At 63.4% G+C, this 23897-nt stretch carries 23 protein-coding genes and 1 pseudogene; 4 read left to right on the plus strand and 20 right to left on the minus strand.

What is annotated here, in order from left to right:
- Positions 1-97: 97 nt before the first annotated feature.
- The 4 genes from IB269_RS20990 to IB269_RS21005 are packed head-to-tail and all read left to right on the plus strand — an operon-like array spanning position 98 to position 2994.
- Positions 98-796, plus strand: a complete 699-nt coding sequence (locus tag IB269_RS20990) for a hypothetical protein (RefSeq protein WP_192368168.1) — start codon at positions 98-100, stop codon at positions 794-796.
- A gap of 23 nt (positions 797-819) precedes the next feature.
- A complete protein-coding gene (locus IB269_RS20995; RefSeq protein ID WP_192368169.1) occupies positions 820-1518 on the plus strand; it encodes a hypothetical protein in 699 nt (232 codons plus the stop codon).
- 23 nt (positions 1519-1541) lie between these two features.
- A complete protein-coding gene (locus IB269_RS21000) occupies positions 1542-2291 on the plus strand; it encodes a hypothetical protein (protein WP_192368170.1) in 750 nt (249 codons plus the stop codon).
- Positions 2292-2313: 22 nt separating this feature from the next.
- The gene (locus IB269_RS21005) at positions 2314-2994 is read left to right on the plus strand and encodes a hypothetical protein (protein ID WP_225614211.1); all 681 of its coding nucleotides are present in this window, start codon (positions 2314-2316) and stop codon (positions 2992-2994) included.
- Positions 2995-3033: 39 nt separating this feature from the next.
- On the opposite strand, the gene IB269_RS21010 is transcribed toward IB269_RS21005, so the two are convergent.
- The 20 genes and pseudogenes from IB269_RS21010 to IB269_RS21105 all read right to left on the minus strand — a co-directional run.
- Positions 3034-4212: a DUF4272 domain-containing protein gene (locus tag IB269_RS21010; protein WP_192368172.1), complete on the minus strand. Its 1179-nt coding sequence runs from the start codon at positions 4210-4212 to the stop codon at positions 3034-3036.
- Between the two features lie 96 nt (positions 4213-4308).
- Positions 4309-5841 (minus strand): sigma-54 interaction domain-containing protein, encoded by a 1533-nt coding sequence (locus IB269_RS21015; RefSeq protein WP_071954838.1) that lies wholly within the window; start codon positions 5839-5841, stop codon positions 4309-4311.
- Between the two features lie 71 nt (positions 5842-5912).
- The gene (locus IB269_RS21020) at positions 5913-6233 is read right to left on the minus strand and encodes an ArsR/SmtB family transcription factor (protein ID WP_013803351.1); all 321 of its coding nucleotides are present in this window, start codon (positions 6231-6233) and stop codon (positions 5913-5915) included.
- 153 nt (positions 6234-6386) lie between these two features.
- Positions 6387-8909: a TonB-dependent receptor gene (locus tag IB269_RS21025; RefSeq protein ID WP_192368173.1), complete on the minus strand. Its 2523-nt coding sequence runs from the start codon at positions 8907-8909 to the stop codon at positions 6387-6389.
- Between the two features lie 86 nt (positions 8910-8995).
- Positions 8996-10033 (minus strand): siderophore ABC transporter substrate-binding protein, encoded by a 1038-nt coding sequence (locus tag IB269_RS21030; RefSeq protein ID WP_318652174.1) that lies wholly within the window; start codon positions 10031-10033, stop codon positions 8996-8998.
- Between the two features lie 64 nt (positions 10034-10097).
- Positions 10098-11069 carry an iron chelate uptake ABC transporter family permease subunit gene (locus IB269_RS21035; protein WP_192368174.1) on the minus strand — a complete coding sequence of 324 codons (972 nt, stop codon included), beginning with the start codon at positions 11067-11069 and terminating at the stop codon, positions 10098-10100.
- On the minus strand, positions 11069-12073 hold the full coding sequence (locus IB269_RS21040) for an ABC transporter permease (protein ID WP_318652175.1): 1005 nt from the start codon (positions 12071-12073) through the stop codon (positions 11069-11071). The genes IB269_RS21035 and IB269_RS21040 overlap by 1 nt, the downstream gene beginning before the upstream one ends.
- Positions 12070-13869 carry an ABC transporter ATP-binding protein gene (locus IB269_RS21045; protein ID WP_192368175.1) on the minus strand — a complete coding sequence of 600 codons (1800 nt, stop codon included), beginning with the start codon at positions 13867-13869 and terminating at the stop codon, positions 12070-12072. Before IB269_RS21045 ends, IB269_RS21040 begins: the two co-directional genes overlap by 4 nt.
- Positions 13863-15677: an ABC transporter ATP-binding protein gene (locus IB269_RS21050; RefSeq protein ID WP_192368176.1), complete on the minus strand. Its 1815-nt coding sequence runs from the start codon at positions 15675-15677 to the stop codon at positions 13863-13865. The genes IB269_RS21045 and IB269_RS21050 overlap by 7 nt, the downstream gene beginning before the upstream one ends.
- Before the next feature lie 153 nt (positions 15678-15830).
- Positions 15831-16838, minus strand: coding sequence for a FecR domain-containing protein (locus IB269_RS21055; protein WP_192368177.1), 1008 nt, complete (start codon positions 16836-16838; stop codon positions 15831-15833).
- A 13-nt stretch (positions 16839-16851) separates the two neighbouring features.
- Positions 16852-17370, minus strand: coding sequence for a sigma-70 family RNA polymerase sigma factor (locus IB269_RS21060; RefSeq protein WP_013803359.1), 519 nt, complete (start codon positions 17368-17370; stop codon positions 16852-16854).
- Between the two features lie 139 nt (positions 17371-17509).
- A complete protein-coding gene (locus tag IB269_RS21065; RefSeq protein ID WP_192368178.1) occupies positions 17510-18823 on the minus strand; it encodes an SGNH/GDSL hydrolase family protein in 1314 nt (437 codons plus the stop codon).
- A gap of 227 nt (positions 18824-19050) precedes the next feature.
- Positions 19051-19599 carry a hypothetical protein gene (locus IB269_RS21070; RefSeq protein WP_192368179.1) on the minus strand — a complete coding sequence of 183 codons (549 nt, stop codon included), beginning with the start codon at positions 19597-19599 and terminating at the stop codon, positions 19051-19053.
- Positions 19600-19962: 363 nt separating this feature from the next.
- On the minus strand, positions 19963-20277 hold the full coding sequence (locus IB269_RS21075; RefSeq protein WP_139093465.1) for a hypothetical protein: 315 nt from the start codon (positions 20275-20277) through the stop codon (positions 19963-19965).
- 112 nt (positions 20278-20389) lie between these two features.
- Positions 20390-20740 (minus strand): hypothetical protein, encoded by a 351-nt coding sequence (locus tag IB269_RS21080; RefSeq protein WP_139093464.1) that lies wholly within the window; start codon positions 20738-20740, stop codon positions 20390-20392.
- Positions 20741-20926: 186 nt separating this feature from the next.
- Positions 20927-21010 (minus strand): RHS domain-containing protein, encoded by an 84-nt coding sequence (locus IB269_RS21085; RefSeq protein ID WP_071957083.1) that lies wholly within the window; start codon positions 21008-21010, stop codon positions 20927-20929.
- Between the two features lie 170 nt (positions 21011-21180).
- Complete coding sequence (locus IB269_RS21090; RefSeq protein WP_192368180.1) at positions 21181-21708, minus strand: hypothetical protein; 528 nt, start codon at positions 21706-21708, stop codon at positions 21181-21183.
- 217 nt (positions 21709-21925) lie between these two features.
- A pseudogene (locus tag IB269_RS21095) lies at positions 21926-22120 on the minus strand (RHS repeat-associated core domain-containing protein); the annotation flags it as partial.
- A gap of 277 nt (positions 22121-22397) precedes the next feature.
- Positions 22398-22904: a hypothetical protein gene (locus tag IB269_RS21100; protein WP_143290080.1), complete on the minus strand. Its 507-nt coding sequence runs from the start codon at positions 22902-22904 to the stop codon at positions 22398-22400.
- Positions 22885-23897: RHS repeat-associated core domain-containing protein (locus IB269_RS21105; protein WP_192368181.1), on the minus strand; the 1013-nt coding region annotated here is incomplete at its 5' end. The genes IB269_RS21105 and IB269_RS21100, both read right to left, overlap by 20 nt.

The raw sequence follows: 23897 nt of genomic DNA on the forward strand, positions 1-23897 counted from the left end.
GAGCCCACGAATTACACCAAATGGTGTTGACAAGAAGTGATTCCAACGATGCAATGGCGATTGATCGTTCCTATGAATGCACGCTTTCCCTTATTCCATGCACATCACGCACCACTTCACCCCCGGCCTGCGCTTCACCGCGCGCTGGAAGTACGTCGCCCGCGCGCCATCGGGCCGGGCCTGTTGGTCGCGGCTGCCGCTGGGGCAGCCGGATGCGGGCAGGGCCGATCCGCATGGCGCCTGGTGGTGCGTGAGGCGCTGCGCTGCCGTGCTGCGGCGGGAGATGTGGCAGTCGGTGGATCTGCCTTCAGACATGCCCTTGCGGCCGGGGCCGGAAGATGTGGCGCTGGCCCTGCACGCGCTGATGCCGCGTTGGCAGGTGCAGCTCAGCGCCGGGGCCGGGCACAGTCCGCTGCAGTCCTGCACCCGGGCGCTGTTGGCCGGCGGCGGAGCCGTGCTGCAACTGCAGTCAGAGGCGCTGCACCGGTGCCCACAGAGCACGTTCTGGGCCTGGGTGATTGGTGTGGAGATGCATCAGAGAATGCTGCCCGCGCCGGTGAAGCCATGGCCGTCATGCCGCGCGCCCCGCCCCGTCGCGCTACTCGCCATTCCCTTTGGCTGGAGCATGCCCTGGGCCTGTGGCTATGCGGCGCGGGTGCAGGTGAACCGCGACGGGCATTGCGATGTGGATGGCAATGACGGGCAGTGGCGCGAGTGCCGCTGCCCGGCCGCAATCACGCTGTCGCCCGCGCAACGCGGCAATGCAGGGCCATTGGCGGGGCACGCACCGTGTTGAAGTCCACCAAGACAAGGTCCCACATGGATGAGACCACGCACCTCACCCACCGCTTCACCCGAGGGCTTCGCTTTGACGGACTGTGGACCTACTCGGCGCTCACGCCTTCAGGCCGAGCCTATTGGGCACGGCTGCCGGCAACCCGGGCAGGCGGCATGGCTGCAGCAGATCCACAGCGGGCCTGGTGGTGCGTGCGCCAGTGCGTTGCAGTGCTCAATCGCAGGCCCTGGCGTTCCGCGCATCTGCCCTCTGGCCTGCCTGCGCAGCCGGAATGTGGCGATGTGGCGCTGGCCCTGGGCGCAATGCTTGCGGACTGGAACGTGAAGGTGCTGGATGAGCCCTCGACACAGGCGCCGCTGCTGCGCAGCACCGATGCGCTGCTTGCCGGTGGCTGCTCTTTGCTGCAACTGCAGACCGAGGATTCGAGCGATGGCGTGCAAGCCGTTTTCTGGGCCTGGGTGATCGGCGTGGAAATGCACGAGAGATTCCAGCGTGCCAAGCGCATTTCAGCCTTTGACATGCCCGGGCGCCCTGGCGCGCTGCTGATCTGGCCCTTCGGCTCGCCCCTGGCATGGAATCACGCCTTGAGGGTGACGGTGGATGGCGAGGGGCTGTGTGATGTGGATGGCCTGGATGCGCGCGCAAGCCGATACCGCTGCACGGCGGCCATCATGCTGGAGCCACTGAGCAACGACATTGCCGTCAACAGCAGCTTCTCCTGACCGGCTTTTCCTGACCCGAAGAAATGCAGAACTCCAATCTCACGCCAGAGCAGTACGAGCGGGAAATTCCGCTGGAGCCAAGTAGTCCCGGTCAACGCCTCATCAGCGGCCTGCTCTTTGATGATCACTGGCAATACAGAAGGCGTGCGGAAGCCGGCAAGACCAGCTGGACACAGCTGCCGATGGCCTCCGACCTTGCTGGCCCGGCCGACCCTTATGGCACCTGGTGGTGCGTTCGCCGGTGCGCCGTGGTTCTGGAGCAGCAGCACTGGTTGTTCCTGCGGCTGCCCGTTCACCTGCCCCCGCTTCCCGACGTGGAGGAGCTGGCGCAGATCCTTGATGTGCTGCTGCCCGATTGGGACGTGCAGGCACCTGCTGAATGCGCCCGGACGCCGTTGCTGTGCGCCCAGGCAGTCGAGCAGGGAGGCAGTGCCTTGCTGATGCTGGAGTCACCGGAATGCGAAGGGCCCAAGCCGGGCATTTTCTGGGCCTGGGTGGTGGGGTACGAGCCGGAGCTGCCGTTGTCGTGCACCGACGATTGCGTTGCGTCCGACACATTGCCGTCAGCGGGTGCGCAGGCCATGGCGCCTCCCAAGGCTTTGCTTGCCCTGCCCTTTGGCTCGACCCTGCCCTGGTCCAGCGGGTACGCCACCCGGATCCAGGTGCAAGCCGACGGGACCTGCCTCCTGCATGATGCGGGCGGCCCCTGGCACCCATGCCAGTGGCTTGGCACGGTCACGCTTGCAGCCAGGCCCGCACCGGACGGCCGGTAGTGGATCTGCAGCCGCAATGCACATGCCCAGGTCTCCCATTCGTACCTTCATGCCCGGCCTGCGCTTCGATACGCAATGGCGCTACGAGGTGGGTACACAGACGCGCAAGACGCGCTGGGCCACACTGCCCACGGTTCCCGATGCCCAGTGCCTGCCCGATCCGCTGGGCGCCTGGTGGTGTGCACGGCGATGCGCTGCCGTGCTGCGGCAACGGGCATGGCTGCAGGTGCAATTGCCGCTGCAGTTGACGCCACAGCCCGGCCCGCAAGAGCTGGCGCAAGTTCTGGCTTTGCTACTGCCCGGCTGGAAAACGCAGCTTGAGAATTTCCCCGCCCTCGCTCCGCTGCGTTGTGCCCAAGCCATGCAGCGGGGCGGCAGCGCCATGCTGCTGCTGGAAATGCCAGGTCACAGGTTTCGCCACCCGGCGCTCTTCTGGACCTGGGTGATCGGCATGGAGCGATCACCGCTGCGCCTGCGTTCTGCAAAAAATCTCACGCGCCTCGAACCCTATCCACCAGCGCAGCCGCTGCCCGAAACCTTGCTGGCCATGCCCGCCCGCCGCTCAAGGCCCGGCGCCAACCGCCACGTCACCCGCATCCAGATGGACGCCACCGGGCGCTGCATCTCGGATGACGCCGCCTGGCCATTGGATGGATGCAGATGGCTGGCGTGCATCACGCTGGAGCAGTTGGGCGGGGGTTGAGCTGTGGCCGCGGCAGCCAGGCGCCCTGCGCAACACGCCTCAGGTCGGCGTATCCACGTCATCCCAGTCATTGCCCTCGAAGCGCACCAGCCAGTTCAGCGCATGGTGGCGTTCCATGAGCACGTCGGCGTTCAGCCCGGCTGGCGCGGGCTGCTGCTGCACCTGGGCCTGGCGCACGATCCAGTGCAGGCGGTAGTGCTGGTCCAGGGCGTCGAGGATTTCGCTGTCGGGCCGCATGCGAGCGGCATGCAGGGCGCCTTGCAGGTCGCCCGCCTGCAGCAGGGTGCGCGAGGTGAGCGGCACGTCGCAGATGGCGTCGGGGAACGGCAGCACATCGACCAGGCCCAGCGCCCATTCCAGCAAATACGCGGCTTCGTAGCGCCAGCCGAACTTGGCGATGGCCTCTTCGGAGGGCTGGGCAGTGGCCATGAATTCGCGCTCGTTGGGCGTGAGCGCGGCCTGGGCGGCCGGCAGGCGCTGGAACAGCTGCTCGCGTGTGAGCGGTTCGCCACTGTTCAGTGCTTCGTTCAGTGCGTCGTTCAGTGATTCGGCGCGCACGGCCACGGCCAGCAGGGCGAAGGCGCGTGCGGCGATCTCGTCAGGTGCGCGCATGCGCAGTTCGGGCTCGGAGATCAGCGGCGGCAGGCTGGCCGAAGGCGTGAAGCCGCGCTGCGCCAGCACCTGCTCGCTGCGCTGCTTGCGCTGCCAGGCCTGCTGCGGATAGGGCAGCACAGCCTGGTCATCAGGCTCGGCGCCGTTGGCATCCAGCAGGATGCGGCCTTGCGGATCGCGGATGCTGCCGTCCGTCAGAAAGGCGATGGCGTTGGCGCGCTGCGCCCAGCCGGCAAAGGCGTCGAGCTGGGCCGGCGCAATGCCCAGGCTCAGGTGCTGCTGCACGCGCTGGATGTGGCGCATGGCGTGGTAGCGGTTGCGCGTCATCTGCCCATCGCCGCGCCCCAGCACATAGCCGACAAAGCCGGAAAGATGGGGCGCCAGCTCAGGGTCCGAAAGATCGCGGCGCCCGGCCAGCGTGTGCGGAAAGTCAAGCGCGGGAAGGTCCCAGACGGTGCAGTAGGCGTTGATGAGTACTTCGTCTTCTGCGGCATCCGACTGGGGTTCGTGCGGCTGGCGCTGGGTTTTCGGGTGTTCCTGTTGGCGAGCGGGCTCGGGGGCGGGCTTGCTGAATGCGGTCTTGAGGCGGGTGAGGAGATTTTTCATGTTCACGGGCTTGGTTCCGGGGCTAGTTCCGGGATTGGGAGCGGCAGGAATCACCCCGCCTCTTGGCCACAGTACGGCCTGCAGGCAGCGGGTGACTCAGCCCTGCAGCTCCAGCACCGCCATGCGGTCATACAGCGTGGCCCGCGAGATGCCCAGCTGGCGCGCCGTGGCCAGTTTGTTGCCGCTGTTGGCGGCCAGGGTGGCGGTGATGGCCTTGCGCTCCAGCTCGGCCACCTGCTGGGCCAGGGGGCGCAGCAGGTCGGTGTCGGCGGGGCTGTTGTGGGCAGGGGACGGGGCGGGTGCAGTCTCTGGGCCGGGCGCGGGGGCGGCGGGTTCCACCCCGGATGAGCGCAGCACTTCGCGCAGTTGCTCTGCGTTGATGGCGGTGTCTTCGCTGCGCATGGCGGCCTGCTCCAGCACGTTGCGCAGTTCGCGGATGTTGCCGCGCCAGGTCTGGCCGGCCAGCAGGGCCAGGGCGTCGGGCAGCAGTTCGGGCGGGGGCATGTCGTTGCGCAGGGCCAGTTCTTCGGAGAGGACTTCAACCAAGGCCGGGATGTCGCGCCTGCGTTCGCGCAGCGGCGGCACGCGGATGGGCAGCACGTGCAGGCGGTAGAAGAGGTCTTCCCTGAAGCGGCCGTCGCGCACCATCTGCGGCAGGTCGCGCGAGGTGGCTGCCACCACGCGCACGTCAAAGCGCACGAGCTGGTTGGAGCCCAGCGGTTCGATCTCGCCCTCCTGCAGCGCGCGCAGCAGCTTGGCCTGCAGGTTCAGGGGCATGTCGCCGATTTCGTCGAGGAACAGCGTGCCGCCGTCGGCCAGCCTGAATTTGCCGTCGCGCGGCTTGCGGTCGGCGCCGGTGTAGGCGCCGGGGGCAACGCCGAAGAATTCGGCCTCCAGCAAGGCATCCGGCACGGCGGCGATGTTGACGGTGACGAAGGGGCCGCCGGTGCGGGCCGATGCCGCGTGGATGGCATGGGCCAGCAGTTCCTTGCCGGTGCCGGTTTCGCCCAGCAGCAGCACGGGGCTGAGCGACTGGGCCGCGCGGCGCGCCTGGCGCTTGACCTCCACGGCCGCCGGGCTGCTGCCGACAAAGCTGGCAAAGCTGTATTTGGCGCGGCGCTCGCCCTGCACGGCCACGCGCAGGCTGCGGTTGCGCTGGGCGGCCAGCTCGCGCCGGGCCTCGTCCAGGTCGCGCTGCAGAACGGCGAACTTGCTGATGAGGGGCTGCAGCGTGGTCTCCGGCTGGTCGAAGAGCACGATGCCGATGGCACCGATGACCGCACCCGCATCGTCCTTGAGCGGGATGCGGCTGACCACGAAGGTGCCGGCGCGGTTGGTGAGCAGGTCGATGAGTACGGGCTCGCCGGTTTCCAGCACGCGGCGCATGCGGGTGTTGGGGATGACGTCCTCGACCATGTGGCCCAGGAAGTCGTCCACCGAGGCCACGCCCAGGTCGGGCAGGAAGCGCTGGTAGCCCTCGTTGACCCAGACGATGCGCCCTGCCCTGTCGGCCAGGAACATGCCCTGGCTCATGGTGGAGAACAGCTGGAACATGGAGCGCGCTGCCAGCGCGAGGATGCCGTCGGCATCGAGCGGCAGGGGCTGGACCAGGGTGGGTGTGGGCGGCATGGATGGCATCCTAGCGGAGTCGCCTTGGGTCCCCTTGAGATCCCTTCTTGCAGCCTGCGGGTCTGCCGCGCTCAGCCCTGCGCGATGGCGACCTGGGCGCAGATGGCGCGGCACATCTGCGCCGCCTGCGCGTTGGCGATGAAGTAGTAGATGCTGACACCTTCGCGACGCCGGCCCAGCACGCCGGCCTGGTACAGCGTGTTCAGGTGCTGGGACATGTTGGGCTGCGTGGTGGTGATGTCGGCGAGCAGTTCGGTCACGTTCTTCTCGCCATGGCACAACACGCTGATGATCTTCAGGCGCACGGGCGCCGCCATGGCACGGAACAGCTCCGCAGCGCTCTCGAACACGCTGTCGTCGCTCAGGTCCATGCTGTCATTGCGGCTGTCCATAGGCGTCTGTCATCCTGGTAATGGAGGGTGGGCGGGTGAGCGGGGCGGCATGCTCGCCGCCCCATCGGGCTAGTTTATAGCCCGCAGGGCGGCAGCGCAGGCTCGGCCCGGCTCGGGCTCGGCTTGATCTACGACAAGGCGCCGTGTCATCGCTCAGAAATCAACCGTGGCCGACAGCATGAAAGTGCGCGGTGCGCCCAGACCCAGGCTGGTCCACAGCGGCGTGGCCCAGTAGGCCTTGTTGGCCACGTTGGTGATGCTGCCGCGCAGCGTGAGCGGGTGGCCGGCCGCCGTGGTCACATAGCGCGCGCCAACGTCGAACACGGTGCGGCCCGGCACGGACAGCGAGTTGTCGGCATTGATGTACTGCCTGGATGCCGTGGTGGCATTGGCCGTCAGCGTCAGGCCCTGCAGGGCAGGCACATCCCACTCCACGCCCAGCTTGCCCTGCAGCCTGGGCACGCCCGCTGCCAGCTTGCCCTGGTTCACGCCGCCTGCCGTGCGGGTGAGCTTGGGCTGTACGTAGGCAATGCCGCCCATCAGGCGCACGCCCGTGGCCACGTTGCCGAAGAAGCCCCATTCCACGCCCCGGTTGCGTTGCTCGCCGCCGAAGGAGAAGACGTTGGAGACAGGATCGGTGTAGCCGTTGGGGCGCTGGATCTCGTAGACGCTGAAGGTGTGGGCGAAGTCGCCCAGGTCCAGCTTCAGGCCCAGCTCCTTTTGCCTGGACTTGTAGGGAGCGAACACTTCGCCCGCGTTGGCCGCCGTCATGGGTGCGGTGGCGCCCTGGCTCAGGCCTTCGATGTAGTTGGCGTAGACCGAGACACGCTCGCTGGCCTTCACCAGCAGCGCGGCGGCGGGCGTGGTGGCGCCTTCGTCATAGCGCGAGGTGCGCGCGCCCGTGGCCACGTTGAAGGTGTCGCTGAGCACCTGCTGGCGGCGCAGGCCCAGGGTGAGCTGCACGCGGTCCTGCGCAAAAGACAGGGTGTCGGCCACGCCGATGCTGGTCAGCCGCAGTTCGGTGCGCGAGATCGGTGGCGCATTGAAGCTGGTGGCCGGGCCCCAGATGGGGCTGTAGATGTTGGTGATCCAGTCCTGGGCCAGCACGTTGCGGCGGCCGAACTGCTTGTCGGTATGCGTGTAGTAGGTGGCGTTGAGCGCCCACTGGTGGCCCACGCCAGCCGTCTGGAACTTGCCCTTGAGGCCGGCCTCGGCCGACTTCTTGTCCATCTCGAATCCCAGGTCGGCCAGGTTGGTGCGGTAGTCGCCTGCCGTGTTGAAGACCTGGATCAGGTAGGCGCCCGTGGAGCGGTACCGGGTCTTGCTGGTGCCCACGGCGGCATAGGCCGTGACGCTGTCGCCCAGGTCGAGTTCGCCGCGCACCATGGCGCCCTTGTCCTTTGTGTCGTAGAAGGCCCAGCTGGGGTTGAGCAGGGTGTCGGCCTTGGGCGGCCTGGGCACGGGCAGGCCTGCGGCCAGGTTGATGCCGCGGTTCAGGCCGTCGGTGCGGTCATCGCTGCTGTACAGGTCGGCAGACAGGCGGGCACGGTCGCCGCGCCAGTCCAGTCCCAGCGAGGCCAGCCGGGTTTCCTTTTCCTGGTGGTTCACGGCGCCGTCGCCGTCGCGCAGCACGCCGTTGAAGCGGATGCCGAACTGCTTGCGCTCGCCAAAGCGGCGGCCCAGGTCGATGTGGGCCCCCAGCTGCGCATCCGACATGAAGGAGGTGGTCAGCCGCGTGAGCGGCTCATCGCCCGCGCGCTTGGGCACGAGGTTGACCGTGCCGCCCACCGAGCCGCCGGGCGGCATGCCGTTGAGCAGGGCCGATGGGCCCTTGAGCACGTCCACGCGCTCGAACATTTCTGGCGATGCGCGGTAGAACGGCGCCACGCCGAACAACCCGCCAAAGGTGACATCGCCAATGCTGGAGCTGAAGCCGCGAATGGAATAGTTCTCGCTGATGATGCCGGTCATGCCCGTGCTGAACACGGTGGGGTCGGCGGCGGAGATCACGTCGGTGATGTCGCGGGCCTGGCGGTCGGCGATGAATTTCTCGGTGTAGCTGATGGTGTTGAAGGGCGTCTCCATGAAGTCCTTGTCGCCCAGCAGGCCCATGCGGCCGCCCGTGGATACCTGGCCGCCGGCATAGGCTTCGGGCGCCTGCTGAGCCTGTGCGCGCACGGTGACGGCGGGCAGGAGCACGCCGCCCTCCACGGGCGCTGCGGCGTTGCGGTCACGGCCCAGGGTATAGCTGCCGTTGGCCTCGCGCAGCGCGCGCAGGCCCTGGCCGCGCAGCAGCTCGGCAAAGCCTTCGGCCACGCTGTAGCTGCCCGACAGGCCTGCACTGCTGCGGCCTTGCAGCAGGCTGGAATCCACCGTCAGCTCCACGCCGGCCGATGCGGCAAAGGCGTTGAGCGCCTGGCCCAGCGGACCGGCGGGGATGCTGAAGGCGCGTCGGGCCTCGCCGGGTGCCGCCCCGGAGGCTGCTCCAGATGCGGCCCCCTGGGCAGCCGCCTGCGCCAGCGCGGACGGCATGGCCACGGCCAGGCCGCCGAGTGCCAGGCCCGCCATGCAGAGCATTTGCACGGCGATGGCCGTGTGCCTGGAGGCAAAGGCCGGGTGCGGCAGGGCGCGCGATGCGCCGTTCTGCGCGGGGCGGGATGGATGGCGTAGTGCCATGCGGGACTCCTTTCGATTCGGGTAGGCGTTGGGTGTTTCACCTTGTCTTCCGAACGAGAAAGCCAAACCCTCAATCGAGAATGCGATCAATTTGCAACCGCAGCGGCCACCGGGCGCGCGCCCGCTGCCAGCGCATCGCCGTAGCCCTTGAGCACGTCATCGACCATGAGCTTCACCGAGGTCACGCTGGCCGCCGTGACGTACCAGGCCTCTGAATCGACGAAGACCACGCGGTTGCTCTTCCAGGCGCTGGTCTGGCGCAGCAGCGGGTTGTCCATGCCTGCGGCGTCCATTCCCGGGCGGCGCTGCATGATGGCCGTGCGGTCGATCACGTAGAGGATGTCCGGGTTGGCCTGCTGTATGAATTCGCTGGAGATGGGCTGGCCGTGCAGGTCGGCCTCGGCCGCCGTGCTGGCGGGCTTGACGCCCAGTGCGTTGAAGACAAAGCCGTAGCGCGACTGCGGCCCGAACGAGCTGAAGGCGCCGTTGTTGTGCATGACGATGAGGGCGGTCTCCGCACGGCCCTCGGTGGCGCGCCGGGCCTGGGCGACCTTCTCGTCCATCTCGGCGGCCTTGGCGCGCGCCAGGTCCTCCTTGCCGAAGATGCGGCCCAGGGTGAGCAGATGATCGCGCACGGTGTCCAGGTGCCGGGTGCCGCTGTTCCTGAAGTCCACGTCGAAATGCACCGTGGGCGCAAAGCCCGAAAGCTCCTGGTAGGCGCTGGCCTGGATGGGCGAGATCAGCACAAGGTCAGGCTTGAGCGCGTGCACGCGCTCCAGGTTGGGCTGGACGATGGAGCCCAGGTCCTGCACGCTGGCATCGTCCTTGTACCGGGCCAGGAAGTGGGGCACGAAGTCCTTGGGCATGCCGGCAATGGGCACGCCGAGCTGGTCGAGGAAGTCGGCCTCGTTCATGTCCAGCGCGGCCACGCGCTGCGGCGGGCGCTCCACCACCGTGGTGCCCAGCTGGTGCTGCACGGTGACGGGCTTGAACTCGCCGGCCGCCGCCTGCGGCGCTGCGGCCTGTGCCGACGGTTTGGCGGGCCGGTCGCAGGCCGACAGGGCCAGGGCAGCGGCCAGGGCCAACATGGAAGCGTGATGGGGAGTGCGGAACAGACGGGTCACTGGCTTTCTCTCGTGAAAAATGGGATGCATTGCATTGGGTGTTTTTGGGAGGCCGGGGGCCGGCTCAGGCCCGGCCACGCCCGCGCACCATGAGCGCGAGGAAGTAGCTGCCGCAAACCAGGTTGACGAGGATGCCCACCGAGGTGCGGTAGTTGAAGACATGCTCCACCGCCAGCTGCGCCGCGATGAAGATGGACACGGCCACGGCGCAGCCCAGCGGCAGCGTGACGCGGTGGCGTGCCGTGCCCGCCAGCGCGTAGCTGATGTGGGCCACGAAGATGCCCATGAAGGCCGTGGGCCCCAGCAGGCTGGTGGACACCGCCACCAGCGCGGCAATCAGCGCCAGCTGCAGGCGCAGCTGGCGCTGGTAGTGCACGCCCAGCGAGATGGCCTGCTCGCGGCCCAGGGCCAGCACATCCAGCACGGGCAGGCTGCGCCGCACGATCACGCAGGCCACGGCCACGATCAGCGCCGACCACAGCAGCTGCGCGGGCCGCGCGCGGTTGAACGAGGTGTAGCTGTAGCCCTGCAGCACAGAGAATTCGCCCGGGCTGATGCGCAGCTGCACGAACTGCGTGAAGGTGCCTATCACCATGCCCAGCACCAGGCCCAGCAGCAGCAGGAAGTACACGTTGTCCCGGCCCCCGCCCAGCAGCCAGCGGTGCAGGGCCCAGGAGTAGCCCAGCATGCAGGCCACCGACAGCCAGAAGTTGCCGTCGGGGCCCAGCACCACCAGGCTTTGCACGCCCATGGCCAGCACCAGCAGCGCCTGCAGCAGCAGATAGACCGCCTCGTAACCCATGATGGCGGGCGTGAGGATGCGGTTGCCCGCAAGCGTCTGGAAGACGATGGACGACAGCGCAATGCAGATGGCGCCGATGACGATGGCCGACAGCCGCGTCAGCCGCCGTGGAATGACATAGCCGAAGTCCAGGCCCGATCCCAGCAGCACGAAGCAGGCCGCCAGCGCGACGGCAACCACGGCAACCACGGCAGCCGCAATCCATGCGGTTGTCTGAGGCAAGGCCTTGCGCATCACGGCCTCCTGCGCAGGATGAGCACGAGGAACAGCACGCCGCCCACGCTACCCGCCGTCAGGCCGATCGGCACCTCGAAGGGGTGCATGATCAGCCGGCCCACGATGTCGCAAGCCAGCAGCAGCGAGGCGCCGCTGAGCGCGACGATGGGCAGGGTGCGGCCCAGGTTCTCGCCGCAGCGCATGGCCACCAGGTTGGGAATGACCAGGCCCACGAAGGGAATGGCGCCCACGGTGATGACCGTGGCCGAGACGGTGACGGCCACCAGCACCAGGCCCAGTGTGGCCAGGGCCGGATAGCTCAGGCCCAGGCTGGTGGCCATGCCCTCGCCCATGCCCAGCACGGTGAAACGGTGCGCAAACGCATAGGTCAGCACCACGATGGGCACGATGAGGTAGATGATTTCGTAGTGCCCCTGCACGATGCGCGAGAAGTCGCCCAGCAGCCAGCCCTGCATGCTTTGCAGCAGGTTGTGGCGAAAGGCATGGAACTCGGCGATGGCGCTGAGCACGCTGCCGTACATCAGGCCCACCACGGGCACCAGCACCAGGTTGCGCAGGCGCATACGGCGGATGATGGCCACGTACAGCAGGCTGGCGCCCAGGCAGAACACCAGCGCGAACACCATGCGCCAGGCCACGCCCCACGCGCCCGAGGTGAAGGCCGAGGCGGGCGCCACCGTCAGCGACACCAGAATGCCCAGCTTGGCCGCATCCAGCCCGCCGCAGGTAGCAGGCTCCACAAAGCGGTTCTGCACGATCTGCTGCAGCACCACGCCGCACACCGACAGCCCCACCCCCGTGAGCACCAGCGCTGCCAGGCGCGGCAGGCGGCTGGCCGTGAGGGTGAGCCAGGCATCGCCCGACAGCGACAGCAGCTGCCCCCAGTCCACCTGCCGCGCGCCGATAAGCACGGACGCGCAGCACAGCGCGGCAAAGGGCAGCAGCCACGGCGCCAGGCGCGGGACCTGCGTCCCTGTCTTTGGCTTCGCAGGCTCGCTCAACGGAGGTCCTCGCCCATGCCTGTGGCCGTTCCCGTGCGCGTTCCCGCAATGCGCCAGCCTTTGGCGGCGCGCCGCCGCGCCAGAAAGCGCGCGTACAGGCCCTGCGCCTGCGCCAGCTGCTGCGGCGTACCCTGCTCGCTCACGCGGCCCTGGTCCAGCACGATGATCTGGTCGGCCATGGCCACGGTGGACAGCTGGTGGGCAATCACGATCAGCGTGCGCCGGCCGCGCAGCCGCGCCAGCGCCTGGGCGATGGCGGCCTGGTTCTCAGCATCCAGCGCGGCCGTGGCCTCGTCGATCAGCAAAATGGGCGCATCCTTGATGAGCGCACGCGCAATGGCGATGCGCTGGCGCTCGCCGCCCGACAGGCGCGCCCCGCCCTCGCCCACGGGCGTGTCCAGACCTTGCGGCAGGCGCTCGATGATTTCGGCCACGCCGGCCTGGCGCGCGGCCTCCATCACCTCGGCATCACTGGCCTGCGGGCGGCCCATGCGGATGTTGTCGGCAATGGAGCCCTGAAAAAGGTAGCTGTCCTGAAAGATCTGGCTGATCTGCCCGGCCAGCCGCTCGCCCGCAATCTGGCGCACATCCATGCCGCCCACCAGCACGCTGCCCTGCTGCACATCGAAGAAGCGCGCGATCAGCCGCAGCACGGACGACTTGCCAGAGCCGGAGGCGCCCACCAGCGCCGTCATCGAGCCCGGCTCCACGCGCAGGCTCAGGCCCCGCAGCACTTCGGGCTGGCCCGGCGCGTAGCGGAACACCACATCGCGCAGCTCCACCGAGGCATCGCGCGGCGCCTGGGGTATGGCGGGCTCGGGCAGCGGCTGGACCGCGAGAATGTCGCGCACGGCATCGAGCTGCACGCGCGCGGCGCGCAGCGAGTCGGCGTAGCCGGCCACCTCCAGCAGCGGATCGACATGGCGGCAGGCTAGCAGCAGGGCCACGATCACCGGGATGGTGGCGGGCATGCCCATTCCCTGTGCGGAGGCGGCACCCACCCGCTCGTCCAGCCACAGCGCGCCGGCCACCAGCAAGGCCGCAAACACGGCCTGCACGGCCCAGCCATTGAGCACGCCCGACAGCGCCACCAGGCGGATGGACTGCGCGCCCGATGCGCGCTGCCGGCCCAGGGCCTGCTCCAGCCAGCGCGTGCCGCCGCCTTCGCCATTGAAGGCGCGCAGCACGGACTGCGCCTGGGCAAACTCCACCATGCGCTGGCTGGCGGCGGCCATGCTGCGCTGCAGGCGCTCGTCGGCCCGGCGGCCCAGGTGCGCGGTGACCAGCAGCACGCCTGCCAGCAGCGGCAGCGCCAGCAGTGCAATCAGGCCCATGCGCCAGTCCATGGCAAACAGCGCGGCCACCACGGCAACGGGCGCCACGGCGCCGCTGAACACGGGCGTGAACACATGGGCCGGCAGCTGGGCCACTTCCATCATTCCCTGCGAAACGACGTGGTTGAGCCGGGCCGTGTTCTCGGGGGTGAACCATCCCACGGGCAGGCGGGCCACATGGTCACCCAGGCGGTGGCGCGCCACGCGCAGCACGGCGGCGCCCAGGCCCAGGCCGGCTTTTTCCACCTGGCGCTGCCAGGCCCAGCACAGCACCACGCCCGCCAGCAGCACGGCCAGCCAGGCCGCGGCGCCGCGCGTATCGCCTGCCAGCAGGCGCGACAGCACGGGCACAAGAGCGGTGACAACCAGGCCGCTGAGCAGGCCATGCAGCACGGCCATCCAGGCATAGCGGCGGAAAAGCCGGGCGTCGTCGCCCAGCAGTTGCATCAGGGTCTTCAGCATGGCGGCAGCTCCGGGGCCAGGGCGGGGGTGAAAGGCTGGGCTTGCGTGGGCGGTGGGGCATACCCGCCCAGCGCCCACAGCCGCGCGTAGCGTCCGCCCAGCGCCAGCAGCTCGGCATGGCGGCCGCGCTCGCGGATGGCTCCGCCCTCCACCACCAGGATCTGGTCGGCGTGCATGACGGTGTCCAGCCGGTGGGCGATGACCAGCAGGGTGCGTCCGGCGGCCAGGCGCGACAGGGCTTCCTGGATGGCAGCCTCGCTCTCGGCATCGGCAGCGGCCGTGGGCTCGTCCAGCACCAGCACGGGCGCATCCAGCAGCACGGCGCGCGCAATGCTCACGCGCTGCTGCTCGCCGCCGGACAACTGGGCGTCTTCGCCGATCACCGAGTCATAGCCGCGCGGCAGCGCCAGGATGCGTTCATGGATGTGGGCGGCGCGCGCCGCCTCTTCCACCTCCTGCGCGCTGGCCGAGGGCCGGCCCAGGGCGATATTCTCGCGCACGCTGGCGTGCACCAGGCGCACGTCCTGCAGCACAAAGGCCAGATGGCGGTACAGCTGCCGGGTCTCGATCTGCCGCAGGTCCACCCCGCCCAGCGTGATGCGCCCTTCGTTCGGGTCGAAGAAGCGCAGCAACAGCCGGGCGAGCGTGGACTTACCCGCGCCCGAGGCACCGACCACGGCGGTCACCGTGCCGGGCCTGAGCGTGAAATCCATGCCCTTGAGCACGTCATGCCCCGCCTCGTAGGCATGGCCAACGCCTTCGAAGCGGACTTCGCAGCCTTGGGGCAGCCTGCATTGATCGGCGGCCGGTTGCTCCAGCACGGGCGTGCGCAGCAGCGCCTGCACGCGCTGGGCGGCGCCCGTGGCGTGGTTGAGCGCATGCAGGTTGAAGCTGAGCAGCTGCAGCGGCGCGCTGATGCCCGGCGCCACCAGGGCAAAGGGCAGCACGTCCACGGGCGCCATCCAGCCCAGGGCCGTGAACAGCGTGCCGAAGACCAGCACCACGCCCAGCACGGCCACGGGCGCGATCAGCGCATTGGCATTGGCGCGTGCGGACACCAGCGGACGCGCAAAGCCGAGGAAGGCGTCGGTAAAACCATCGACGGCCTCGCGGTAGCTGCCATGGGCGCGCCCGCTGGCACCAAAGGCCTTGACCACGGGAATGCCGTTTACGAACTCCACCACCGCGTTGTTGATGCGCGCCAGCCCCGCGCCAAAGGCCGGCATGTGGGCACTGCTGGCCTGCATGGCATGGCGCATCACCAGAAAGAAGATGCCGAACGGCAGGGCCGAGACCAGGGCCATGCGCCAGTCCATGGCCACCAGGTAGACCGCAGAAGCGGCCACCGTGCCCGCGCCGCGCCCCACGGTGGTGTAGAAGTGCGCGGTCAGTTCGTGCAGGGTGGCCACGTCGTCCTGCATGGCCTGCTTGACCTGGCCCGAGGCCCGCTCGGAAAACCAGCCCAGCGGCACGCGCGCCAGCCGCTGCATGGCCGACAGGCGCAGCCCGTGGGTGAGGCGGTTGTCGGCCAGATGGGCAACCAGCTCACCCGCCGACACCAGGGCCATGCCCGCGAACAGGCAGACAAGGCACAGCGCGATGACGCGCCAGGCATCGGCCGCCACCATGCTGCCATCGGCCAGCGCAAGCCGCGCGATGTGGGCAATGCCCGCCAGCGGCGCCAGCGCTAGCACGGCGCCCGCAAACGACAGCAGCGCGGCAAGAACAAGCTGCGCGCGGATGGGCTGCAGCGTCTGCGCAATGGGGCCGAGGCCGGCCTGGGGGTCATCGGCATCGGTGGAGTGCATGGGATTTCCTGGAAGGCATGGCGGAACAGAAAACAAGGGCTCTTGCCTGTCTTCCGAACGAGAACGCCAAACCCTCAATCCGCAGGGCGAGGAAGTTGAATCAGCCGGTAACGGGTTCCGAGAGACGGGGAAGGCGCCGCGATGAAAGGCGCCTCAGCCCGCCGCCTGCACCGTGACCCAATAGCGCGTGCGCGCGACCACCTGCACGGGCAGGCCCAGCGCCAGGTTGTGCAGGGCGCGGTCGGTATCGCGCAGCGAGAACACGCCCGTGACGCGCAGGCCGGCCACCTGCGGGTCGCAGCGCAGCAGGCCCGTGCGGTAGCGCGCCAGTTCGGCCACCAGCTCGCCCAGCGGCATGTTGTCGGCCACCAGCGCGCCACGCGCCCAGGCGGCGGCGCTTTCCTGCGCGGCCACTGGGAGCTGGGCCAGATCGCCGGAGAAGACGGCGCCCTGCCCTGCCTCCACGCGCACCACCTGGCCCGGCGCCCGGGCGGGACGCACCTCCACCGCGCCCTCGAACACGGTCACGCGGGACTGCTCATCTTCCTGGCGCAGCGTGAAGCGCGTGCCCAGGGCCTGCACCGTGCCGTGGCGCGAGCGCACGCGCAGCGGGCGCGGTGTGCTTTGCGGATCAGGCGCAGTGGTCACGAGGATTTCGCCAGCGCGCAGCAGGATCAGGCGTTCGGCCCCGTCAAAGCGCAGGTCGATGGCCGAGGCCGAGGCCAGCACCACCTGCGTGCCATCCGGCAGCGTGATCTCGCGGACCTCGCCACGCGCCGTGCCATGGCTGGCAGCGGCGATTTGCCAGGCATCGGTGCCGCGCACCAAATGGGCAATGCCACCGGCCATGGCCATGAAGCCCAACACCTGCATGGCGCGGCGGCGGCCACGGCGTGGCGCCGGCGACGCAGCGGAGGTGTCCGCCAGCGCATGCCGCGCAATGCCGCCGGGCACGCTGCGCAGCTTGTCGTCAAAGGCCTGCAGCCGGCTCCAGGCCAGCTCGTGCCGCGGATGCTCGGCACGCCAGCGGGCGCAGGCGGCGCGGTCTTCGTCGCTGGCGTCATCGGCCCATAGCCGGGCCATCCATTCGGCGGCGCGCTGGACAATGGCCGGCTCCAGCAGCTCGCTGGAGGCGTCGGGCGATGCCGGTGATGAGGACATGCGGGCCGGCCGTTCAGCACACCGGGCCGTGCAGCGCCTGGTAGCAGGCCAGCAGGCCGGCGGCGATGTATTTCTCCACCGAAGACACGGACACGCCCAGCTCGGCCGCGATGTCGCGGTAGGCCATGCCGTCGAGCTTGCACAGCAGCAAGGCCTTGCGCGCCTTGGGCGGCAGGCCGTTCAGCGCGGCGTCGATCTCCACCAGCGCCTCCAGCGCCAGGGCACGTGTTTCTTCGGAGGGCGCCATCTGCTCGGGCAGCAGGGCCAGCGCTTCAAGATAGGCCGCCTCCACGCGGCGGCGCCGGTACAGGTCGATCACCAGGCCGTTGGCAATCTGGGTGAGATGGCGGCGGTGCTCGTCGGCCGGCGGAACACGGCCGGTGCGCAGCAGTTGCAGGTAAACGTCGTGCGCCAGATCGGCCGCATCAAAGGCATTGCCCAGCTTGCGGCGCAGCAGGCCGCGCAGCCAGCCGTGGTGATCGGTGTAGAGAATTTCGACTTGTTGCTGAAGCGCGAACTCGGCGGCGGCCACGATACCCCTCCCTGTATCCCAGGGCGCACAGGCAGGCCAGGGACGAATGACAAATGAGAACCATTTGCATTTTATAGGGAGACAGCCCCGCCGCCGCCAACGCCACCATCAACGCCACCTCCACCGCGTGCAGGCGCGGCTAGCGCGGCAGCAGGCCCGGCAGTATGGCGTTCAGATCCACCGCATCGGCCATGGCGCGATTGCCTTCGTCGCCAGGATGCAGCCGGTCGCCCGAGTCGAATCGCGCCGCCATGCGGGAGGGATGGGCGCCATCGCGCAGCACGGCGTCGAAGTCGATGACGGCATCGAAGGCGCCGCCCAACCGTATCCATGCATTCACCTGCCGTCGCAGGTCGTCCTTGTCGGCCTCGTAGTAGTCGTCCAGCGGCGTGCCTGGCAATGCGCCCTCGAAAGGCGGCAAGGTGGCGCCGATCACGCGCAGGCCGTGGCTGCGCGCCCTGGCAACCAGCTGGCGATAGCCCTCTGCCATGTCCTGCAGCGTGGGGCGCTGCGCCCGCCGCGCAAAGGCCGTGCCGGGCCAGGAAATATCGTTGATGCCCAGCAGCACGATGAGGCTGCGCACACCGGGCTGGGCCAACACATCACGCTCCAGCCGCGCCAGCGCATGCTCGCCCATGCCATCCGACAGCAGGCGCGCGCCAGAGATGCCAGCATTGACCACCGCCGCGCCGTGCGGCGCAAGGCGCGCGGCCAGGAAGTCCGGCCAGCGGCTGTCCCGGTCCAGGCTGGCAGTGGCGCCGTCGGTGATGGAGTCGCCCATCACCGCTACCACGGGAGCCGCGGGTGACGCGGGGTTGGCCTCAACCTGAATACCCGCCAACAGCGGGCGGGCCGTGCTGCTGATTGCGCCAGGGTCCGAAGTCCGCAGCGCCGCAGCAGCGGACTGGTCGCCCGCCACGATCCAGCCGGTCTGACGTCCATCCCAGTGAAAACTCTGCACAGGCGTGGCGCCGGGCACGTACAGGCTCACCGCCACCTGCGACAGCGAGGCCAGCGGCAAGGCCACAGGGTCGCTGACCAGGGATGCGCCTGCGGCAATAGTGGCTTGCGCGCTGCCGCCAAAGGTCACGGCCTGCAGGCTGCCAGCGTCAATGGCGCCCGCCGGCAACGGCTTTGCCACGGTCGCCCTGCCCACGGTCACAGGCTGGCCGCCGTAGGCGTTGGACAGCACGATGCGCAGGCGCGGCCCGCCCAGGCTGATGCGCGCCACCTGGCGCACGGTCTGGTCCTGCAGAACGGCGGGCAGGTTGGTGGGAAAGAGGAAGTCCGCCCCCCAGACCGGCTGCGGGCTGGCCTGCCAGGTGGCAGCCCAGTTGGAGACTTCAGCCGAACCCGCCGGCACCGTCGAATCCGCCATGGCAGGCGTGGAAATCACAAGCGCCAGAAGGGCCGCGCCCGAGGCCGTGGAAAGCGATGGAAAAAGTTGCCGCATGCAAGGAATCCGATGTCTGTCGATGGCGGGATCATGGATTCAAGGGCTGCGCGGGACTAGCCGGTCTGCTGGAACACCATCTGTGAATTTGATTCACGATGAGGCCTGTGCTGTGCTTTGGCAGCGAGGATGGGATGCGTATTCAAGCGTTTTTTTGTAGGAGCGATGCAAGGCTGAGGCGGTCTTTTGACGGCAAAAATCACATCCTATAGATTCACCCGCGTCAATTACCTGATGTCCAGATATTGCATTTCAGGCTTGAAATCGCCATGCTCACAATATTTCTTCACCATTTCCGAAGTGTATTCAGTCGAATTCAAATTAGTAGCCGTTGTCGCCTTCATCACATAATAAATTTCTTCACTAGAGCTTACTTTTCCCACCAGATATAGATTTTCACCAAATCCATTCGAAATGTCCTGAAAAGCGCACCACCCTGATTTTATTTTCTCAACGCCCTTTTGAAGCAGCGCGACTCCATTTTTTGATGCTTTCATATTCATCTTTTTCTGAAAATCAATAGATTGAATTTTTTCCAGCTGAAAGAACATATAAAAATGATTAGTTTCCACATCAGCATATATTCTGATATTAAAGGCAGTCTTTGGTAAAAAAGCGGGAACCCAAGAGATATATCTTTGTCCATCTTCATCCAATAGATCATAGGAAGAGAAGAAGCTCTCCTTTTCATTCTCGATTGAAGAAATAAGAAAAATAAATCCCAGAAGTGCAACCACAACGAATGATCCGAAAGATACTTTTATTATCTTCTTCATGGGCTTATGTATTCAATACTCATAAAACAAGCGCTTATTTCGCAATACCCAAGAATGAAACTCCAAAAATTCCAGTGGAGCCTCTATTACTTGCAGCCTAACTAATCTACATCCGCCACCAAAATTACCGTGACTATTGGACAATTTGACATGCATAACAGTAGCGCCCCGGCCAAAAAGAGCCATTTATTTTTTGCAACAACAGCTAGTCCAACATCAGCAAAGAAAGATCTGTGCACACCCACTCCAGATTGGATGCAGTACTAAAATACTCGCTTAACTGTGTGAGTGCATTAGTTAAAAAAGACTATGGCACTTGGCACAAGTCTTCACTTCAAGGAAAGTTAAATCGCGGTAATATCTTCATCTACCCAAACAACCATATTCACCCATCGAATTATTCTTCACCATTTCTTCTCCAGAAGAAATTATTTCATTATTTTTTATAAAGAAATAAGTAAAAATACCATCGTCCATTGATTCTTTGTACGCCACATCATCCTTTAAATCACTTGAATATTTTCTCAGCTCTTCAAGAACAACTAATTTTGGCGTATATGGCGGAAATACACAAACAAAGTCGTAATCTTTATTTATATAATAATCAAAACCATCTTTTCTGAAGAAAAAATATCCATTTAGCAAGATTAAAATAATAATTACCAATTTAATCTTCATGGAGTTTTCCAGTATTTTCTTGCATTAAGCGCACCAGAGTTCTTTCTATGATCCATACACCGCCATCATCAATACTATCTTGGAAATTATTTTTCACGATCTTTGTCAGGTGTTATTCTTTTTCTCTCTCGCTCTGCTGCTTATTATTACTTCTATAAAAAATCAACACAAGAATAATTATCGGACTAATGAGTAAATAAATCGTCACCAGCATTTTTATATTTCTTGGAACCTCACAATAAACAGAGAAAAATACGCTTATTATCCAAATTGATGCGTATATTGCTTTCCTTGTTGAATGCAAATATATAGATCCAACAATGCAAACCAAAAATACGAAAAATATTGCCCAAAAATAATACAACACCACATCGGTTGCAAAAGCGAAAGCCGGCGTGGGTAATGCAAGAAAGAAAATCAGTCCAATCGCATCCGCAAGTAATTTTGAACGCATTACTTTCATTGCCTTTGAAATCTTTCCAAGCTTGTTCTGTAATTTTTCCTAGATCACTATTCTCGCCCGGTTGTACTATTTCCTGGCTTAAGTGATGTGCTTTATGAAGCAATCCTTCTTCACCACTCCATACCTCAAACCTCTGCGAGACGTCCCCTGTGGGTTGTATTCGTGCAGCACATTGCCACAGGGGTCCTACTGTGCGACCCAGGCCACTAACCCTCGCTGGTCGGTCAGGGCCATGGGCGTGCCCAGATGGTCGCAGTGGTAGTGATGGATGGCTACGGAGCCCTGTTACGCTCGCTCCTGCTTTTGCAGTTACTTGCGCATCTCCTGCAGCATTTTTGTGGTGTGCTCGTCGTGGATACCCAACATGACCAAGCGATCTGCGCGTATTGGCCTCATCTTGTTATAACCCATGGGGCTGAACAATCTACGCATATCGAGACTCACTGTGACTGGTGATTTTTGTTTTCAACAATCTCTTTACTTATTAGAAAATCACCGTATGGCCATACGGTTATGGTGGTCGTTCTAATAAAATTGTTATTTCCGTCAGATCTTGAGTGTTTTGATAACTTGAAATAATGAGTTTCTTCCCCCAATGTATTTGAAACACTTATTGATGCAGGGAAAGCAGTTGGTTTAATGTTCGATTCTTTTATCCTAATTACGACATTTTGACGAATTAGGCAGCGATGGCTTTGCCATCCCAATATATCTTTGACACTCAAATCATAGTCTGGATTTCCAAGCTTATTAAAAATATAAGACAAATTAAATCCCTCTATATCCGATAAATCAATTTTCATCGGTGCCATCAAGAAAATTAGCAAAGATATTATTTGAAAACCAAGCGCTGCCGCTATTATGCAAACTACTGCTTTCATAATCTTTTTCAATCCTGCATCTTCTATATATTGGATTGCCTTTAGGCGATACCCCATTCCTTGACCAACTAGTTGAATGTGATCCATCTTCTGAGCCTTCACCAATGGTTGTACCACTCCCTGTCACGACTTTCACATGCCCAGCAGCGTCCCCACATGGATATGCTACTGCAACAATATCACCGGGCTTTGAAAAGTAACAATTTCAAATCCAGGAATTGTTCTTCTGGATTTTCCCAATCTCCAGCAGTTGCTGGTCCTCCTGGGATAATTACGAATCTGTAGCGCGAGGGAGATTCGACGTCGGATCCTGATTGATATAACTCCCCACCACAGTATCGTAATACCTATGCTGGTTGCAATACAGCCCCGTCTCCCTGTCATGGAGCAGCCCCGGCAGTCGGATCGCCTGGTGGATGCCTTGAGGGTTGTATTCCTGCAGCACATTGCCCCATGGGCCCAGCTTCGCGGCCCATGCCACCTGGCCGGTCCGGCCCGTCGGCTGCTGAGCTGAGTGGTCTTCAATCGTTGGTCTTTACTTGCTCATGTCGCCAGCAGTCATGCAGGTACTGGTTTCCGTGGGAAATTCAAAATACGCTCTAGGCAGCCGGATTCGGCACCTGTACTTTTTTACCTCATCCACCTTGCCATAATGGCCTTAATTTCTCCTAACGCGTAAGTACTTTGAGCTTATCGCATTAGTCATAATTTTTACCATCAAATTTATTGTGCTCGTCTGGTGCTTTTCCATCAAGACGAAAAATTCATAACATGCATTAATCGCATGAAACATCTTTGCCATTTACTCTTATAGCTCCCTCTGTGGCCGGCAGAATGCCTTCATCAGCCTGAGCCGAATATCTCCAGAATATTATTATTGGATTTTTCTTCAAAAGAGAGCAATCATTGTTTATTAATTTATTTATGTTTATTTCTCCGGATAATTCACCCCCGGCAGGTATTGTTTTTAAATCTGAATTGCTCCCAATTGGGAGAAATAAGCCAATTGGCTTAAGATCTTCTGAATCAGAGTAGGCGCTAAGATTTATCCCACGAATAAGGAGGGACGATGGAAGGGAGTCTTTTCTTAATTTAATATCCTTTGATGAGTTGTTTGCAATATTTGTTTTTATTGAGTTTTTTTCTACTTTTAAGGTCAAAGAATATTCAATGATATTTAGATATTCCTTGGATTCTCCATGAGATTCATGGGGAAGGAATATCAATATTATCATCTTGACCAAATACGTTGTAAGTCTATATTTAATTCGGATAGGTGCCATGATGGACTTTCAGGAGTTCTTTCTTCGTAGTTCGTATCTCTGCTTCGATTCCGTATGCAGTGCATCCAACGGGTGGATCCTTTAAAGAATTTTCCAGAATGGTTATTTCCAGTTCATGCGCTTTTCTTTCTGAGGCAAGGCGGATTTTTTTATTACTTGTTACAATTTGAGATATCCCTTTATTTCCTTTGCATACATCTTTATTTGATTTTAATATGTCTTCTTTGTGAGAATTTTCGTGCGCAACGGTAGTGCCGAGAGCATTCTGACACTTTCCTGCATTATTTGAGTTTATTTTCACTTCCTCATCATCACAATACACTGTGTTGAAATTGAGTGGATTATCTGGATCTGGAGAATCTCTGGGATAAGTAATGCCTGATCTGACCCAATCGAGACCCAATGGATCATAGCGTCTTATAGGGTTATTGGCCCCGTAGCTAAAGACGTTGAATCCCCCCATCAACCCAATCGGATCCTGATTCACATAACTCCCCACCACCGGATCGTAATACCGATGCCGGTTGTAATACAGCCCCGTTTCCCTGTCATGGTGCTGCCCTGGCAGCCGGATCGCCTGGTGGATTCCCTGCGGGTTGTACTCCTGCAGCACATTGCCCCAGGGATCCAGCTTGGCGGCCCAGGCCACCTGGCCGGTCTGGTCCGTCAGCGCCATGGGTGTGCCCAGGTGGTCGCAGTGGTAGTGGTGGATGGCGATGCGGGCGTGCTGTTCTTTTTCCTGTTCCTGCAACTTGGCCTGCATGCCGCTGAGCATGCGGGCGGTGCCCTCGGCCTGTTCGCCCAGCATGGCCTGGGCGCCGGGCGGCAGGCCGTGCTCCAGGGTGTGGCGCAGGTGGCGGGCGGCCTCTTGCTGCATGTCCCTCGGCATGGCGTCGAGCATGGTTTGAATCAGGGCCAGGGCTGGCGTGTGGTTGGGGTCGTCCGGGTCGGGCAGGCCTGCGGTGATGGCTTGCACCAGCAGGTGGGGCTCGT

It is taken from the genome of Delftia sp. DLF01, assembly GCF_014852125.1.
Lineage (GTDB): Bacteria > Pseudomonadota > Gammaproteobacteria > Burkholderiales > Burkholderiaceae_C > Comamonas > Comamonas acidovorans.

Bases quoted from the DNA above. Each gene is read 5' to 3' on its own strand.
- IB269_RS20990 (WP_192368168.1), top strand. From the start codon at position 98: ATGCACATCACGCACCACTTCACCCCCGGCCTGCGCTTCACCGCGCGC.
- IB269_RS21015 (WP_071954838.1), bottom strand. From the start codon at position 5,841: ATGCCGCCCACACCCACCCTGGTCCAGCCCCTGCCGCTCGATGCCGAC.
- IB269_RS21005 (WP_225614211.1), top strand. From the start codon at position 2,314: ATGCCCAGGTCTCCCATTCGTACCTTCATGCCCGGCCTGCGCTTCGAT.
- IB269_RS21010 (WP_192368172.1), bottom strand. From the start codon at position 4,212: ATGAAAAATCTCCTCACCCGCCTCAAGACCGCATTCAGCAAGCCCGCC.
- IB269_RS21025 (WP_192368173.1), bottom strand. From the start codon at position 8,909: ATGGCACTACGCCATCCATCCCGCCCCGCGCAGAACGGCGCATCGCGC.
- IB269_RS21080 (WP_139093464.1), bottom strand. From the start codon at position 20,740: ATGAAAGTAATGCGTTCAAAATTACTTGCGGATGCGATTGGACTGATT.
- IB269_RS21035 (WP_192368174.1), bottom strand. From the start codon at position 11,069: ATGCGCAAGGCCTTGCCTCAGACAACCGCATGGATTGCGGCTGCCGTG.
- IB269_RS21100 (WP_143290080.1), bottom strand. From the start codon at position 22,904: ATGGCACCTATCCGAATTAAATATAGACTTACAACGTATTTGGTCAAG.
- IB269_RS21070 (WP_192368179.1), bottom strand. From the start codon at position 19,599: ATGAAGAAGATAATAAAAGTATCTTTCGGATCATTCGTTGTGGTTGCA.
- IB269_RS21020 (WP_013803351.1), bottom strand. From the start codon at position 6,233: ATGGACAGCCGCAATGACAGCATGGACCTGAGCGACGACAGCGTGTTC.
- IB269_RS21055 (WP_192368177.1), bottom strand. From the start codon at position 16,838: ATGTCCTCATCACCGGCATCGCCCGACGCCTCCAGCGAGCTGCTGGAG.
- IB269_RS21050 (WP_192368176.1), bottom strand. From the start codon at position 15,677: ATGCACTCCACCGATGCCGATGACCCCCAGGCCGGCCTCGGCCCCATT.
- IB269_RS21045 (WP_192368175.1), bottom strand. From the start codon at position 13,869: ATGCTGAAGACCCTGATGCAACTGCTGGGCGACGACGCCCGGCTTTTC.
- IB269_RS21090 (WP_192368180.1), bottom strand. From the start codon at position 21,708: ATGGATCACATTCAACTAGTTGGTCAAGGAATGGGGTATCGCCTAAAG.
- IB269_RS21065 (WP_192368178.1), bottom strand. From the start codon at position 18,823: ATGCGGCAACTTTTTCCATCGCTTTCCACGGCCTCGGGCGCGGCCCTT.
- IB269_RS21075 (WP_139093465.1), bottom strand. From the start codon at position 20,277: ATGAAGATTAAATTGGTAATTATTATTTTAATCTTGCTAAATGGATAT.
- IB269_RS20995 (WP_192368169.1), top strand. From the start codon at position 820: ATGGATGAGACCACGCACCTCACCCACCGCTTCACCCGAGGGCTTCGC.
- IB269_RS21000 (WP_192368170.1), top strand. From the start codon at position 1,542: ATGCAGAACTCCAATCTCACGCCAGAGCAGTACGAGCGGGAAATTCCG.